Origin of the sequence: Cupriavidus agavae, assembly GCF_004217045.1 — a bacterium.
Classification (GTDB): domain Bacteria; phylum Pseudomonadota; class Gammaproteobacteria; order Burkholderiales; family Burkholderiaceae; genus Cupriavidus; species Cupriavidus agavae.
Genome location: NZ_SGXM01000009.1, coordinates 174513 through 189099, shown reverse-complemented (window position 1 = coordinate 189099; position 14587 = coordinate 174513). Strand labels below are relative to the sequence as shown.

Here is a 14587-nt window from a genome sequence, read left to right as displayed (position 1 = left end):
GCCCAGAAGAGGACTCGAACCTCCACAGTGTTGCCACCGCTAGGACCTGAACCTAGTGCGTCTACCAATTCCGCCATCTGGGCTTCGTTTCGCTGTATTGCTACGGCGATGCGAAGACAGTGATTATGCTGAGTAACGTATCGGGCGTCAATAGCTTTTCACGCGGTTTTCAAACTTTCTTGCGGTGTAACCGGAAATCCACCTCGCCGGGGCGCTCCGGCAGCGAGAGCGTGGCGGTGGCCGGGGCCGTGCGGGCGATGACCTTGCCGGCGCGCATCACCAGCAGCCGGGTGGCGCGCAGGCGGATGGCTTCCACGGGGTCGGCGGCCTGCAGCAGGACCAGGTCGGCGCGGCAGCCCGGTTCCAGGCCGTAGCCGTCCAGGCCGAGGATGGCGGCTGGCGTTGCCGTCACGGCCTGGAAGCAGGCGCGGATGCCGTCCTGGCCGGTCATCTGGGCCACGTGCAGGCCCATGTGGGCCACTTCGAGCATGTCGCCCGAGCCCAGGCCATACCAGGGGTCCATCACGCAGTCGTGGCCAAAGGCCACCGGGATGCCGGCGGCCAGCAACTCCGGCACGCGCGTCATGCCGCGGCGCTTCGGGTAGGTATCGTGCCGGCCCTGCAGCGTGATGTTGATCAGCGGATTGGCGATGGCCGCCACGCCTGCCTCGCGCATCAGCGGCAGCAGCTTGGACACGTAGTAGTTGTCCATCGAGTGCATCGACGTCAGGTGCGAACCGGTGACGCGGCCCTGCAGCCCCAGCCGGACCGATTCGCTCGCCAGCGTCTCGATATGGCGCGAGAGCGGATCGTCGCTTTCATCGCAGTGCATGTCCACGCGCAGGCCCCGGCTGGCCGCCTCCTCGCACAGCAGCCGGACCGAGGCGGCCCCGTCGGCCATCGTCCGTTCGAAGTGCGGAATGCCGCCCACCACGTCCACGCCCATGTCCAGCGCCCGGCGCAGGTTGTCGAGCGCGCCCGGTGCGCGCAGCACGCCGTCCTGCGGGAACGCCACGAGCTGCAGGTCGAGATACGGCTTCACGCGCTCGCGCACGTGCAGCAGCGCCTCGGTGGCCAGCAGGCGCGGATCGCAGACATCCACGTGCGAGCGGATCGCCAGCAGCCCCTTGGCCACGGCCCAGTCGCAATAGGCCAGGGCCCGCTCCACAATGGCCTCCTGCACCAGCAGCGGCTTCAGTTCGCCCCACAGCGCGATGCCTTCGAGCAGCGTGCCGGACTGGTTCACGCGCGGCAGGCCGTACGACAGCGTGGAATCCATGTGGAAATGGGCATCGACGAACGGCGGCGAGACCAGCTGCCCGCCGGCATCGATTTCCTCGCCGGCCGGCCCCGGCAGGTGCGGCGCCACGGCGGCGATCCGTCCGCCGGTGATGCCGATATCGATGTCGGTCCGCCCGTCGGGCAGGTTGCAGTGGCGCAGGAGGGTATCGAACATGGAATCAGTCTCTTGTTGGGGTCAGCGCTCGCCCTTGCGGTACGGTTTCATCAGCGCCTGCGGATAGGCCGCGCGGCGCGCCACCAGGATCAGGGCGACGATCGACAGGATATAGGGAAGCATCAGGTAGACCTGATAGGGCAGCGCCGGCAGGCCCGGCAGGCTGGCGCCGCCCTGCTGCAGCCGCAGTTGCAGCGCGTCGAACGCCGCGAACAGCAGCGCGCCGAGCAGCGCCCGGCCGGGACGCCACGACGCGAACACCACCAGCGCCACGCAGATCCAGCCGCGCCCGTTGATCATGTTGAAGAAGAACGCGTTGAAGGCCGACAGCGTCAGGAAGGCGCCGCCCACCGCCATCAGCGCCGAGCCGGCCATGATCGCGCCGATGCGCACCGCGTTGACGCGGATGCCCTGCCCTTCGGCCGCCGCCGGGTTCTCGCCGACCATGCGCACGGCCAGCCCCAGCGGCGTGCGGTAGAGCAGCCAGGCCAGCAGCGGCGCCGCCAGCAGCGCCAGCAGCGTCAGCGCCGTCTCTGCCGCCATGACCGGGCCGATCACGGGCACGCCCTGCCAGCCCGTCATCGGCGCGAACGGGGTGATGGTGGGCGGCGTGGCAACCTGCGCAAAGCCGAGGCGGTAGGCGTAGTACGACACACTCGTGGCCAGCATGGTCACGCCGAGCCCCGCCACGTGCTGCGACAGCGCCAGCGACACCGTCAGCCAGCCGTGCAGCAGGCCCAGGCAAAGCCCCACGCCCGCGGCCACGGCCACCCCGCCCCACAGCGGCACGCCCTGGTAGACCGCCAGCCATCCGGAGAACGCCCCGGCCACCATGATTCCCTCGATGCCAAGGTTCAGCACCCCGGCGCGCTCGCACAGCAGCACGCCCAGCGTGCCGAAGATCAGCGGCGTGGCCACCCGCAGCACGGCGATCCAGAACGGCGCGCCGGACACGATATCGAGCAGTTCCATCAGGCGACCCTCCCCGCGCGGTCGAAGCGGATGCGGTAGCGCGTCAGCATCGTCGCCACCAGCATCGACAGCAGCGCCACGGCCACGATCACGTCCGCGATGGTGTTGGGCACGCCCACCGCCCGGCTCATGCCGTCCGCGCCCACCAGGATGCCGGCCACGAACACCGCCGACGCCACCACGCCAAGCGGGTGCAGCCCGGCCAGCATGGCGATCACCACGCCGGTATAGCCGTAGCCCGGTGACATGTCGAGCGTCAGGTAGCCGGTGCGCCCGGCCACCTCGACCACGCCAGCAAGCCCGGCCAGCGCGCCAGACAGCGCGGCGGCCAGCAGCGTCACGCGCCCCACCGGCATGCCCGCGAACGCGGCGGCGCGGGCGTTGGCGCCTGCCGCACGCATCTGCAGCCCGAACACCGTGAAGCGGTTGATCGCCCAGACCAGCGCGGCCAGCGCCAGCGCCATCAGCAGGCCGGCATGCACGCGCGAGCGCTCCATCAGCCGCGCCAGCTCCAGTTCCGGCACCAGCCCCACCGATTGCGGCCAGCCCATGGCCAGCGGATCCTTCATCGGGCCGTCCAGCATCGCCGAAACGCCAAGCAGCACGATGAAATTCAGCAGCAGCGTGGTGACCACCTCGTCCACGCCGAGCCGCAGCTTGAGCACGGCGGGCAGCAGCAGCAACAGCGCGCCGGCCAGCATGCCGGCGGCCACCATCGCGCCAAACAGCACACCGGTTGGCAGCGACGCCGCCCACGGCGCCGCCGCGCCGTCGACCTGGCCACCCACGGCCACGGCGGCCAGTGCGCCGAGATAGAGTTGCCCCTCGGCGCCGATATTGAACAGCCGCGTGCGGAACGCCACCGCCACGGCCAGGCCGGTCAGGATCAGCGGCGTGGCGCGCGTGAGCGTCTCGGACCACGCAAAGCGCGAGCCGAAGCCGCCTTCGAGCAGCAGCAGGTAGGCCCGGCCAACCGGGGCGCCGGCGGCGGCCACCAGCGCCGCGCAGATCAGCAGCGTCACCGCGATGGCGGCCAGCGGCGCGCCAACCAGCGCGGTGCGCGAGACAGCGGTACGGGCCTCAAGCCGCATGGGACACCTCACCCTCGTCCGTCCCGGCGCCGGCCATGGCCAGCCCCAGCGTGCCGAGCGTCCACGACGCCGTGGCGCGGGCGGGCGTCAGCCGGCCGGCGTGCATGACCGCGATGCGGTCGGAAAGCGCCATCAGTTCGTCCAGATCCTCGGAAATCAGCAGCACGGCGGCGCCGGCTGCGGCCGCTTCGAGCAACTGGCGGTGCACGTAGGCCACCGCGCCGATGTCGAGCCCCCAGGTGGGCTGGCTTGCCACCACCAGCCGGGGCCGGGCGCAGGCATCCGCGCCGGTGACCGACAGCGCCCGCCCCAGGATCAGCTTCTGCATGTTGCCGCCGGACAGCGTGCGCGTGGGGGTGTCGATGCCCCCGCCGCGCACGTCGAAGCGGCGTACCAGATCGTGGGCGAAGTGCCGGGCCGGCGCGCGGCGGATCACCCCGGCGCGCACGAATGCCGGATTGCCGAGTTGCTCGGCAATGGCGTTCTCCCAGACGGCCAGGTCGCCCACGGCGCCTTCGGCGTGGCGGTCTTCCGGAATGCGCGCCACGCCGGCGCCAATCCAGCGGCGCGGTTGCGCCGGCAGCGCGGCGCCGTGCAGCGTCACACGGCCCGCCGATGGCGCCGCCAGGCCGCTCATGACCTCGGCCAGCGCCACCTGCCCGTTGCCGGACACCCCGGCAATGCCGACGATCTCGCCGGCATGCAGGTCGAGCGAAATCTCGTGCAGCCCGCCCCGCCCGGCCGTGGCCGCCACGCTGGCGCGGTCGAGCGCCGCCACCACCTGGCCGGTGGCCGTGGTGCCGGTGCGCGCCGGCATCTCCACGCGCCGGCCCACCATCAGCTCGGCGAGTTCGGGCTTGCTGGTGGCAGCGGCCGGCAGCGTGGCCACGAGCCGGCCGCCACGCAGCACCGCCACGCGGTGCGAGACGCGCAGCACCTCGTCAAGCTTGTGGCTGATGAAGATCACCGCCAGCCCCTCGGCAATCAGTTGGCGCAGCGTGCCGAACAGGCTTTCCACCTCCTGCGGCGTCAGCACGGCGGTGGGCTCGTCGAGAATCAGCACGCGCGCGCCGCGATAGAGCGCCTTGATGATCTCCACGCGCTGGCGCTCGCCCACGGAGAGCGCCCCGACCCGCGCGTGCGGGTCCACGGCCAGCCCGAAGCGGCCGGCCAGATCGTGGATGCGCGCCAGCGCCGCGCGCCGCCGCTGGCGCAGGTGCCACAGCGGCGCGGTGCCGATCACGATGTTGTCGAGCACCGACAGGTTGTCGGCCAGCGTGAAATGCTGGTGCACCATGCCGACGCCGGCGGCCAGCGCCGCACGCGGATTGCCGGGGGGCAGCGCCACGCCGTCCACCTCCACGCTGCCCGCATCGGCCGTGTAGTGGCCGAACAGGATGTTGACGAGCGTGCTCTTGCCGGCGCCGTTCTCGCCGAGCAGGGCCAGCACCTCGCCGCGCTGAAGCGTCAGCGAGATATCGTCGTTGGCCAGCAGCGCGCCAAAGCGCTTGCTGATATGGGAAAGCCGGAGAACCGGCGGGGAAAGCTCGGACATCGGTGCCTTGTCGGGGCGTGGGAAGTCCCCGTCCGGCGCGCCGGACGGGGTGGCAGGGGTCAGCCGGAGCCGGTCAGGGGGTCGATTTCGGCTCGGTTTCGACGACCTTGACCGCGAATTTGCCGTCGAGGATCGCCTTTTCCCGGGCGCGCACCTTCGTCATCAGGTCGGCCGGCACCTTGCCCTCGAACGTGCCGAGCGGCGCCAGTTCCGCGCCCTTGTACTTCATCAGCGAATACTGGCCGTAGTCTTCGTTCCGGAACTGGCCCGCCTTGACCTTGGCCAGCGCCGCCGCGATGGTCGGCTCCATGTTCCAGAGCGCCGACGCCACCACCGTGGCCGGATACTGCGGCTGGGTGTTGATCACGTTGCCGATGGCCAGCTTGCCGCGCTCCCTGGCGGCATCCGACACGCCGAAGCGCTCGGCATAGAGGATGTCCGCGCCCTTGTCGACCATGGCGAAGGCGGCCTCCTTGGCCTTGGGCGGGTCGAACCACGAGCCGATGAAGCTGACCGTGAACCTGACCCTGGGGTTCACCTCGCGGGCGCCCTCCATGAAGGCGTGCATCAGCCGGTTGACCTCGGGAATGGCGTAGCCGCCCACCATGCCGATGTGGTTGGTCTTCGTCATTCCGCCCGCGATCATGCCGGTCAGGTACGACGGCTCCTGGATGTAATTGTCGAATACCGAGAAGTTGGGCGCCTGGGGCTTGCCCGACGAGCCCATCAGGAACGCCGTCTTCGGGTAGTCGCGGGCCACCTTGCGGGCCGCGCCCTCCACCGCGAACGACTCGCCCACGATCAGCCCCGAGCCCTGCTCGGCGTACTGGCGCAGCACGCGCTCGTAATCGGCGTTCGACACGCTCTCGGAGAACACGTAGTCGATCTCGCCGCGCGCCTTGGCCTCGTTGAGCGCCTTGTGGATGCGCGACACCCATTGCTGCTCCACCGGCACCGTGTAGACCGCCGCCACCTTGATCTTCGACTGCGCCTGCGCCAGCGCCGGCAGGCCCGCGGCGGCCAGCGCGGCAGCCGCCGCCAGTGCCTTCATCCAGTGACGGCGATCGCTTCCCATGTGCATGGTTTCACTCCCCTTTTTTTGCATTGTGTGACGTTGGAATTCCGTGGCTGGCTACCCGCTCAGGCCAGGTCCGGCGCGTGCAGGCCGCAGCCGCGCAGCAGCAGCGCCACCAGATGCTCGGTGGCGCGCTCGAAATCGTCGGCGTCGAGCTGGCTCACGCCCAGCACCGCGCAGACCTGGGCCTCGAAGTCGGCGTAGGTCTGCGTGGCGGCCCAGATCGTGAAGAACAGGTGGTAGGGATCGACCGGTGCCATCTGGCCGTCCGCAATCCACGCGCGGATCACCGTGGCCTTGCGCGCCACCAGTTCGTGCAGGGCCTCGCGCAGCACGTTGCCGATCTCGGGCGCGCCGTGCAGCAGTTCGTTGGCGAACACGCGCGACGCGTCGGGGTGGCTGGCCGACAGCCGCATCTTGGCCCGGATGTACTGCTCCAGCGCCAGGCGCGGGGCGTGGTCGGCGCTGATGATGTCGGTCTCGGAGAGCCAGAGCTGCAGCGTGTGCGCCAGCACGGCCCGGTACAGCGCCTGCTTGGTGCGGAAGTAGTAGTGCAGGTTCGATTTCGGCACGCCGGCGCGCAGCGCGATATCGGCCATGGTCGCCCCGGCAAACCCGGCCCGCGCGAACACGTGCTCGGCCGCGCGCAGGATCAGCGCCTCGTTCTCCTGCCTGATCCGCCCGGCGGGTTCGCGCGCCACCGGCACGCGGGCCAGCGCGTCCATCATTTGGTGCCGTAGAGCCGGTCGCCGGCATCGCCAAGGCCGGGGACGATGTAGCCGTGGTCGTTCAGCTCCTCGTCGATGGCGGCCGTGACGATCGCCACGTCGGGATGGGCGGCCCGCAGCGCGGTCAGCCCGGGGCGCGAGGCAATCAGGCAGACGTACTTCATCGTGGTCACGCCGGCCTCCTTGAGCCGGTTGATGGCGGCGATGGCCGAGTTGCCGGTGGCCAGCATCGGGTCCACCACGATCACGAACCGCTCCTCGATGTCCTCGGGCATCTTGAAGTAATACTCGATCGGCTCCAGCGTTTCGGGGTCGCGGTACAGGCCGATATGGCCCACGCGCGCCGCCGGCAGCAAGTCCAGCATGCCGTCCAGGAAGCCGTTGCCCGCGCGCAGGATCGACACCAGGCAAAGCTTCTTGCCCGACAGCACCGGCGACTGCATCGGCGCGATCGGGGTCTTGATGGCGATGGTCTCCATGGCCAGGTCGCGCGTGGCCTCGTAGGTCAGCAACTGGCTGATCTCGCGCACCAGCCGGCGGAAGTTGTCGGTGGTGGTGTCCTCGCTGCGCACCAGCGTGACCTTGTGCTGCACCAGCGGATGGTTGACAACCATCACGGCGGGCGCCGCGGCATCGGGGGCGGCGGCGGATACGGTGGACATGTCGTTCATGGTGCGCTCCCTGGCAGGTGTGGCACGTCGATGGCAGGGGCGGGCTGGCTCGCCCGCCGGTTTCTTCTGGCTCTCTTCTAGAACACCGTACCGTCGCTCTGGATGGCAAATGGCGGCGGGCCGCCCGGCGCCCGGCGCTGCGCCGCGATGCGCCGCCCGGCCGCCCAGGTGCCACCTTCGAGCACCCGCGCCAGCGGGAAATCGGCGGCGGTCACGCCCAGCGCCTGGCGCACGGCGTCGGCCACGAGGTCGAGCCCGGTTACCGTGAGCGCCCGCCATTCCACGATCTCGGGCTCGTCCACGGTATGCGTGCGGCTGGCGAATTCCGCATCGCGCGGCACCGTGAGCGCGAAGTCGTAGAGCAGGCCGCCATTGCGGTATTCGGGCAGCCCGGTCAGCGCGTCCAGGCCAACCACCGTCAGGCCGCCGTCCTCCAGCGGCTCCAGCAGCGAGTAGGTCAGCCACTGCGTGAGCTTGTGGAACGGCACGAGGCCCCCGGGCGCGGCCGGGTGCCGCCAGCAGTCGCCCAGCGACACCCCCTCGATCCGGATGCGCCCCGGCCAGACCGGGCCCAGCGCCACCAGCAGCGTGCGCAGCACGAAGCCGGCCTCGATGCGGCCGTCCTGCGCGTGGCCGGCCAGGTAGTCGAACAGGTTGCCAAGCCGCGCCGGCGTGCCGAACACGGCCGGGGTGGCCTGCATGACCTCGCCCAGCCGGCGCAGCAGCCCGGCCCGGCCTTCCAGGCCCACCAGCGGGTTGTGCTGCGCCACCTGGAAGGCCGTGGCGATGGTGGACGCGTCGATCGACGCCAGCCGCTCGGCGTCCGCGCGCAGCGGATCGCCCAGTTCGGCCGAGAAGCCGCCCCGCGCGAACAGGTCGAAGCTGGCCACGCCGAGCCCTTCGGAGCGCGTCAGCATCATGTCGCTGGCCGGGTCGCGGTAGCGCCAGTCGGGCCCGGCGCCGGCGTCGAGCAGCACGCTGGGGATGACCAGGTCGATGCCGATGCGCGCGCGTTCGGCGCAATGGTCGGCGCCGGTCATGCCCGCCCGCTCGCACAGGATCTGCCAGCGGTTGATCGCCTCCTGCCCCGGCCCGCCGCTCTCGAAATGGCGCCAGCGGCTGTGGTACGGCACCCTGAGGTCCGGGTAGCGGCGCTTGATCGTGCCGGCCACGTAGTCGGCGATGGCGGCCACCCGGTCAGGATGCCAGGTGAACAGCTCCGATTCGCCCGACGCGACGAATTCGGTCACCACTGCGCAGTGCTCTCGCACCGCTTGCCCGCCCAGCAGTGCATAGGCGGGATGTTCGGCGGGCACGGGCGTGTGCCAGCCGCGGGTTTCCCCTTCGGCATACTCGGTCATTCGTTCAACCCCCTGCCCTTGGCCAGGGCCAGTTCGTTGGCGTCAGGCGGCGTGAGACTGGTGAAGTAACCCGCCGCCACCTTCGCATCGATTTCCACGCGTGCATCGGCCGGGATCAGTGCCTCGGGGATGGCCACCTGCTCCACCACCTCGATTCCCTGCGCGGTCAGCGCGCCATGCTTCATGTTGCTCATCGAGGCCCAGCGGTCGATGCGCCGGATGCCGAGCCAGTGGAAGACATCGGGCATCAGTTCCTGGAAGCGCATGTCCTGCACGCCCGCCACGCATTCGGTACGCGCGAAGTAGGTTTCTGCGCGGTCACCGCCCACCTGGCGCTTGCGGGCGTTGTAGACCAGGAACTTGGTCACCTCGCCCAGCGCGCGGCCCTCCTTCCGGTTATAGACCACCAGGCCCACGCCGCCCTGCTGCGCCATCTCGATACAGACTTCGATGCCGTGCGCCAGGTAGGGTCTGCACGTGCAGATATCTGAGCCGAAGACATCGGAACCATTGCATTCGTCGTGCACGCGGCAGGCCACCCGGGTCTCGGGCTGCCCCAGCTTGGACACATCGCCGACGAAATACAGCGTCATGCCGCCAATCGGGGGCAGGAACACCTTGAGGTCGGGCCGCGTGACCAGCTCGGGGAACATGCCGCCGGTCTGCTCGAACAGGCTGCGCCGCAGGATGCTTTCCTTGATGTTGAAACGGCGCGCGATGCCGGGCAGGTACCAGACGGGATCGATGGCGGCCTTGGTCACGCGCACATCGCCGTTGGCGTGCAGGATGTCGCCATCGGGCTTGAGCCGCCCCGCCGCGATGGACGCAACGAGTTCCGGCATGTTGATGTGGGCACGCGTGACGGCGATGGTGGGACGGATGTCGACGCCCGCGGCGATGCGGTCGGCGAACACCGTGGACACCAGGTGGCCCCAGGGGTCGAGCGAGACGATCTTGTCCGGGTCGCCCCACTGGGCGTGCGGGCCGATGGCCTCGGCAGGCGCGGTATCGGTCAGGTCGGGACGGTGGGCGCGCTGCAGGCTGCCCGACGCCACGGCCAGCGCCCGGTAGATGGCGTAGGCGCCCGAATGGGTGCCAATCACGTTGCGCTGGGCGGGGTCGGTCAGGCTGGCAATCACTGGCCCGCGCTCCGCCGCCGTGGGCGCCCCCCAGTGGATGGGTTCGGCGGGCTTGTCGCGCCGCGCGTGCGAAGTCAGGACGATATGGTCGGACATGGCAGCCTGGTCTCCCCGGGGTATGGACCCGTTCCGAAACCTGACCAGATGGTCAGGTTTGTATGTCCATACTAGGCAACCATCATGCCAACGCCCAACTGGGGTTGTTACGGTTAGTGGCATCCCGTACGCACCGCAGCCGTGCGCGCCACATCGCCGGGTTGCGCCGACTACGGTACATACCGGTGCATCTGCACCGGTTTTGTTGCATTCATTCTCGGAATTTTACGATTACGCCCAGGGCAGCCACTGCTGATACTCAAGGCATCCAGGTTTCCCATGCCTTGCGGAGTCATCATGAACACATCGCCCCTCACCCGCCGTCTCGCCGCCACGCTCGTGGCGCTCCTCGCGCTGGCACCGCTGCTGGCGTCGGCCAGCATCGCCTCGCCCGCCCCGGTCAGTCCGGTCGGCAAGACCGCCCCCGCGGCCTGCATCGTCCTGCTGGGCGGCACGCAAGCCCGGCGGCATTGCGTGGAATCGGGCGACATGGCGATCGTGAAGCAGCCGGCCGCCGCCCTGGGCGCCCCGGTGATCTGGGATCGGATCATCGTCGATCCCACCACCCGCGGCACGCTGAAACAGGTGGTGGCATGAGACCAAGACAAAACGGCACGCCTGCAGGGCGTGCCGTCTGTTCGTTCCGCCGGGCGCAGCAGTTCAGCCGCCCGCACGCTCCCGCCCGCGCTGGGGAAGGCCGGCGGTCAACCAGGCCAGCACCGTACGTACCGGGTCGGCAGCCTCCACATAGCGGTGGAACAGTGCGCCGGCCAGGTTGCTGGCCGTCCACGCCAGAACCATGCCCAGCGCATTCCACCAGGGCTGTCCCGGCGCCACGTGGACAATGACCGCGTTGACCACCAGGCAGACCGGAAAGTGCACCAGGAACACCGAATAAGAAATGGCGCCGAAGCGGGCTGACAGCCGCGCGAAGGCACGCGCGGCGGTGCCGCCAGTGGGCCAGTGCTCCATCCAGCCGCCGCGCCGGGACAAGGCCAGCAACAGCGCGGTGGCCAGCGCCACGGCAATCCGCAACCGGAAATCCACGGCCAGCGCCGCCAGGCCGATGGCCGCCAGCGCCAGCAGCGGCGCCAGCGAGCGCCCCGGATTCGAGGCCCAGAACGCCAGCGCGCCCAGGCCATAGGCGCCGAAGAAATAGATCGCCCAGATATCCCAGCGGGCATCGCGGTTGAACCAGAACAGCGAGGCCACAGCCAGCAACGCCACCAGCGGCACCGCCAGCGACACCATGCGCCGCGACAGCCCACGCGCCAGCCACAGCGTCAGCACCAGCAACGCGAACAGTTGCAGATCGATGGCGATATACCAGACGCCGGCCGACAGGGCATCCATGTCCAGGATGTTATGGAGCAACAGCAGGTGCGCGACGAACTGTGCCAGTTGCGGCGCCGCCGGGATGGAATCGTGGTGCATCCAGGTGCGGGCGATGGCCGCGCCGGCAATGGCCACCACAATGGCCACGGCATACGGCACCACGAGCTTCTGGTAACGGCGCCACAGCGCGGCCAGCGGGCTCTGCAGCGTCAGGACACCGCCCGGCGCCAGGCTGCGGGCGGCCAGGAAGCCGCTGATGACCAGGAATACCTGCACGGCGATGCGCGCGTAGTCGGACAGCCAGCCGATCAATCCCGGCGCCAGCGCCTGGGCGGCATCGGACATCGGCCCGTAGAAGGCCAGGTGGTGCAATACGATCAGCTGTGAGCTGACCGCCTTCAGTGCGTCGACACAAGCCAGACGGGAAGGACGGGGGCCCATTTTTGTTATGTAAAAGGTACAAAGTGGCCGGGATTGTAACCGGACTGGTGCACGCCAGATCGATCCCGGACGGTCGGGCTGGTAAGCAATTGATACCGGCGCCGCGCCCCCTGCACCGGGGTGGCGCATTAGCTCATAAGAAAACAGTTGTTTGGGCCAACGTTGCGCGGGTATACCCTCGCGTCTTCGTCAGATCTTCTTCCGTCCCAGACATGGCCTTCCCCGCACTTCCGACAGCCTTCCAACGCCTGCTGGCTGGCGCCGCACTGGCCGCCGCCCTGCTGCCCGCCGCCCACGCCCAGTCGCCCGTGCTCGACAAGATCCGCGACACCGGCACGATCACGCTGGGCTACCGCGAATCGGCGCTGCCGTTCTCGTTCGGCGACGACAAGGGCCAGCCGGCCGGCTATGCGGTGGATCTTTGCCTGCGCGTGGCCGATGCGGCCAGGCAACAGCTCGGCCTCAAGGACCTGAAGGTGCGCTGGCTGCCGCTGACGCCGCAGAACCGGGTGCCGGCCGTGGTGAACGGACTCGTCGATCTGGATTGCGCGCCCAATACCAATACGCTGGAGCGCCAGAAGCAGGTGGCGTTCAGCGTGTCGCACTACGTATCCACGGTGCGGATGCTGGTGCGTGCCGATTCGGGCATCAAGTCGTTCGAAGACCTGCGCGGCAAGACCGTGGTGACCAGCGCCGGCTCCACCGGTGACCGCCACGTGCGCCGCCTCAAGGGCGAATACGGCTTCCGCGACGTCTACGCCAAGGACCACGGCGAATCGTTCCTGCTGCTGGAAACGGGCCGCGCCCAGGCCTTCGTGATGGACGACGTGCTGCTGGCTGGCCTGCGCGCCAAATCCAAGGACCCGTCGCAATTCGTGATCGTCGGGCCGGCCCTGTCGGTCGAGCAGAACGCGCTGATGCTGTCGAAGGCCGATCCCGCCTTCAAGCAACTGGTCGATCAGACGCTCGCCCGGACCTTCGCCTCGCCTGACGCCGTGGCGCTGCAAAAGCGCTGGTTCCAGCAGCCGATCGGCACGCGCGGCACCAACCTGGCGCTGGCCCCGTCCGCCGAAGTCATCAACGCCTGGAAGCACCCGTCGGACGCTGTGACGGAGTGAGCACCCCGGGGGCGCACCCCCCGGAGAACCCCTGAGTTGACGGCCCTTCAGCCGTTGTCCACACTGGCTTGGGCACGTTCTACCTCCCGGTAGGGCGTGCATAACGCGAACCGCCGGAAAGCGGCAACCTCAGGAGATCACATGCAGAAAATCATCGCCACGGCCATCGCGCTGGGTCTTGCCGCCACCTCCGTGGCAGCCGTCGCACAGGACAAGAAGTCTTTCGACCCGTACTCGCAGGGCGCCAAGGCGGGCGAGAAGTTCGACACCTACAGCCAGGGCGCCAAGTCCGGCGACAAGTTCGACCCGTACTCGCAAGGCGCGAACAAGAGCACCCGCGCCGACCTGACCGACCAGTCGGCAGCCCCGAAGAAGCCGAAGGCCAAGAAGGAAACCAAGAAGGCCGCGCCGGCGAATTGAGAGTGGGATTGGCGGTAATGAAAAAGGAGCCTGCGGGCTCCTTTTTTCTTTCCATCAAAACCTGAATCGGAAAGCACCCTGCTACTGCGCCGGCCCCTCCATCTCCAGCGCGGTCACGTCCACCCTCTGCACCTTGTTGTTCTGCCGGATTTCGGTGCGCAGCACGAACGCCTCGGCGGGGCAGTACCAGTCGGTGACGTGCAGCACGCTGGGTTCGACGTGGAGGATTTCGTCGCCCACGCGCAGCGGGCCCAGCGAGGTGCGTTTCTCGTAGGTGATCGGCATGCACTCCTTGCGGCCCATCACGGTGTTGAGCATCTGCTTGCGGCCCACGTGGCGGGAGCCGACGATGATCGAGGCGCGCTGGGCTTCGAGGGTGCCCACCACCTCGTCGGCGCCCAGCGGATAGACCTTCAGCGATACGCTGGACTGGAACGTTTCGCCGTCGAGCATCACGCCTTCCTTGATCTCCTGGCCGGCGTAGTTGAAGACGCCGCTGCCGGTGAACGATGCCTCGCCGAACATCCGCGCGTAGCGGCCACGGGCGTTGATGACGGCGTTGCGGCTGTCGATGCGGGTGCGCATCGTTGCCGCATTGCGGTCGATATTGATCTCGTGGACCTGGTCCATGACCACGGGCGGACCCATCAGTGCGGCCAGCGCCGATTTGGAGCGGACTTCGAGCTGGGCGCTGCAGCCACGTGCCGTGCGCATCACATCACGCAGCGTCATGGTGATCGACATCGGCAGTTCGCCATCGCCCTCCATCTGCACCCGGGAGCCGGAGCGGAACCAGGGCGCCTCGCAGAGGGCGGCCGTGGCGGGCAGCGGGGGCGACATCGCCGATGTCGGCGCGGCCTCTTCGGGTGCCGCGGCCTGCGCCAACGCCTGCGGCGCCGCGCCCGGGAGCAGCCCGGCCAGTCCGAGGCACGCCAGCACGGCGAGGGTGGCGCGCCTGGGCGATGGCGGAGTATGCGCAGTGCTCGCGCGGATGGCCGATGTCATGTCGTGGTTGTCCTGGAAATCGACGGGCGAATGCCTTGGGCGAGAGTATTGCGCGAAACTTTGCGCCCGGAAACGGTCAGATACGTTTTTCGTGGCGCCCGCGCCCCTGGGCGGACCGGGCCGG

The 14587-nt window shown here is 69.1% G+C and carries 14 protein-coding genes and 1 tRNA gene; 3 read left to right on the top strand and 12 right to left on the bottom strand.

Features of this window, described 5'->3' with window-relative positions:
• The 10 genes from EV147_RS22840 to EV147_RS22795 all read right to left on the bottom strand — a co-directional run bounded on the left by EV147_RS22840 (position 1) and on the right by EV147_RS22795 (position 10144).
• Positions 1-83: transfer RNA gene (locus EV147_RS22840), tRNA-Leu, on the bottom strand.
• Positions 84-169: 86 nt separating this feature from the next.
• Complete coding sequence (locus EV147_RS22835; RefSeq protein ID WP_130393492.1) at positions 170-1456, bottom strand: amidohydrolase family protein; 1287 nt, start codon at positions 1454-1456, stop codon at positions 170-172.
• A 21-nt stretch (positions 1457-1477) separates the two neighbouring features.
• Entirely contained in the window at positions 1478-2431 is a 954-nt protein-coding gene (locus EV147_RS22830) for an ABC transporter permease (protein ID WP_130393509.1), read from the bottom strand.
• Positions 2428-3519 carry an ABC transporter permease gene (locus EV147_RS22825; RefSeq protein ID WP_130393491.1) on the bottom strand — a complete coding sequence of 364 codons (1092 nt, stop codon included), beginning with the start codon at positions 3517-3519 and terminating at the stop codon, positions 2428-2430. Before EV147_RS22825 ends, EV147_RS22830 begins: the two co-directional genes overlap by 4 nt.
• Positions 3509-5074 carry an ABC transporter ATP-binding protein gene (locus EV147_RS22820; RefSeq protein WP_130393490.1) on the bottom strand — a complete coding sequence of 522 codons (1566 nt, stop codon included), beginning with the start codon at positions 5072-5074 and terminating at the stop codon, positions 3509-3511. The genes EV147_RS22825 and EV147_RS22820 overlap by 11 nt, the downstream gene beginning before the upstream one ends.
• A gap of 73 nt (positions 5075-5147) precedes the next feature.
• Positions 5148-6155, bottom strand: coding sequence for a BMP family protein (locus tag EV147_RS22815; RefSeq protein ID WP_407923280.1), 1008 nt, complete (start codon positions 6153-6155; stop codon positions 5148-5150).
• A 59-nt stretch (positions 6156-6214) separates the two neighbouring features.
• Entirely contained in the window at positions 6215-6877 is a 663-nt protein-coding gene (locus tag EV147_RS22810) for a TetR/AcrR family transcriptional regulator (protein WP_407923279.1), read from the bottom strand.
• The gene (gene upp, locus EV147_RS22805; protein WP_130393488.1) at positions 6874-7548 is read right to left on the bottom strand and encodes a uracil phosphoribosyltransferase; all 675 of its coding nucleotides are present in this window, start codon (positions 7546-7548) and stop codon (positions 6874-6876) included. Before upp ends, EV147_RS22810 begins: the two co-directional genes overlap by 4 nt.
• Before the next feature lie 77 nt (positions 7549-7625).
• On the bottom strand, positions 7626-8909 hold the full coding sequence (locus EV147_RS22800) for a URC4/urg3 family protein (protein WP_130393487.1): 1284 nt from the start codon (positions 8907-8909) through the stop codon (positions 7626-7628).
• The gene (locus tag EV147_RS22795) at positions 8906-10144 is read right to left on the bottom strand and encodes a GTP cyclohydrolase II (protein ID WP_130393486.1); all 1239 of its coding nucleotides are present in this window, start codon (positions 10142-10144) and stop codon (positions 8906-8908) included. The genes EV147_RS22800 and EV147_RS22795 overlap by 4 nt, the downstream gene beginning before the upstream one ends.
• A gap of 297 nt (positions 10145-10441) precedes the next feature.
• Between EV147_RS22795 and EV147_RS22790 the strand changes: the two genes are divergently transcribed.
• The gene (locus tag EV147_RS22790) at positions 10442-10741 is read left to right on the top strand and encodes a hypothetical protein (protein WP_130393485.1); all 300 of its coding nucleotides are present in this window, start codon (positions 10442-10444) and stop codon (positions 10739-10741) included.
• 63 nt (positions 10742-10804) lie between these two features.
• On the opposite strand, the gene EV147_RS22785 is transcribed toward EV147_RS22790, so the two are convergent.
• Complete coding sequence (locus EV147_RS22785) at positions 10805-11920, bottom strand: acyltransferase family protein (RefSeq protein ID WP_130393484.1); 1116 nt, start codon at positions 11918-11920, stop codon at positions 10805-10807.
• A 212-nt stretch (positions 11921-12132) separates the two neighbouring features.
• On the opposite strand from EV147_RS22785, the gene EV147_RS22780 reads away from it, so the two are divergent.
• Together EV147_RS22780 and EV147_RS22775 are read left to right on the top strand one after the other, a co-directional pair.
• Positions 12133-13038, top strand: coding sequence for an amino acid ABC transporter substrate-binding protein (locus EV147_RS22780; RefSeq protein ID WP_130393483.1), 906 nt, complete (start codon positions 12133-12135; stop codon positions 13036-13038).
• 141 nt (positions 13039-13179) lie between these two features.
• Positions 13180-13458, top strand: coding sequence for an amino acid ABC transporter permease (locus EV147_RS22775; protein WP_130393482.1), 279 nt, complete (start codon positions 13180-13182; stop codon positions 13456-13458).
• Between the two features lie 81 nt (positions 13459-13539).
• On the opposite strand, the gene EV147_RS22770 is transcribed toward EV147_RS22775, so the two are convergent.
• A complete protein-coding gene (locus tag EV147_RS22770) occupies positions 13540-14463 on the bottom strand; it encodes a hypothetical protein (RefSeq protein ID WP_235844931.1) in 924 nt (307 codons plus the stop codon).
• Positions 14464-14587 lie beyond the last annotated feature (124 nt).

Bases quoted from the DNA above. Each gene is read 5' to 3' on its own strand.
- EV147_RS22775 (WP_130393482.1), top strand. From the start codon at position 13,180: ATGCAGAAAATCATCGCCACGGCCATCGCGCTGGGTCTTGCCGCCACC.
- EV147_RS22780 (WP_130393483.1), top strand. From the start codon at position 12,133: ATGGCCTTCCCCGCACTTCCGACAGCCTTCCAACGCCTGCTGGCTGGC.
- EV147_RS22835 (WP_130393492.1), bottom strand. From the start codon at position 1,456: ATGTTCGATACCCTCCTGCGCCACTGCAACCTGCCCGACGGGCGGACC.
- EV147_RS22815 (WP_407923280.1), bottom strand. From the start codon at position 6,155: ATGCACATGGGAAGCGATCGCCGTCACTGGATGAAGGCACTGGCGGCG.
- EV147_RS22790 (WP_130393485.1), top strand. From the start codon at position 10,442: ATGAACACATCGCCCCTCACCCGCCGTCTCGCCGCCACGCTCGTGGCG.
- EV147_RS22810 (WP_407923279.1), bottom strand. From the start codon at position 6,877: ATGATGGACGCGCTGGCCCGCGTGCCGGTGGCGCGCGAACCCGCCGGG.
- upp (WP_130393488.1), bottom strand. From the start codon at position 7,548: ATGAACGACATGTCCACCGTATCCGCCGCCGCCCCCGATGCCGCGGCG.
- EV147_RS22825 (WP_130393491.1), bottom strand. From the start codon at position 3,519: ATGCGGCTTGAGGCCCGTACCGCTGTCTCGCGCACCGCGCTGGTTGGC.
- EV147_RS22820 (WP_130393490.1), bottom strand. From the start codon at position 5,074: ATGTCCGAGCTTTCCCCGCCGGTTCTCCGGCTTTCCCATATCAGCAAG.
- EV147_RS22795 (WP_130393486.1), bottom strand. From the start codon at position 10,144: ATGTCCGACCATATCGTCCTGACTTCGCACGCGCGGCGCGACAAGCCC.
- EV147_RS22785 (WP_130393484.1), bottom strand. From the start codon at position 11,920: ATGGGCCCCCGTCCTTCCCGTCTGGCTTGTGTCGACGCACTGAAGGCG.
- EV147_RS22800 (WP_130393487.1), bottom strand. From the start codon at position 8,909: ATGACCGAGTATGCCGAAGGGGAAACCCGCGGCTGGCACACGCCCGTG.
- EV147_RS22770 (WP_235844931.1), bottom strand. From the start codon at position 14,463: ATGACATCGGCCATCCGCGCGAGCACTGCGCATACTCCGCCATCGCCC.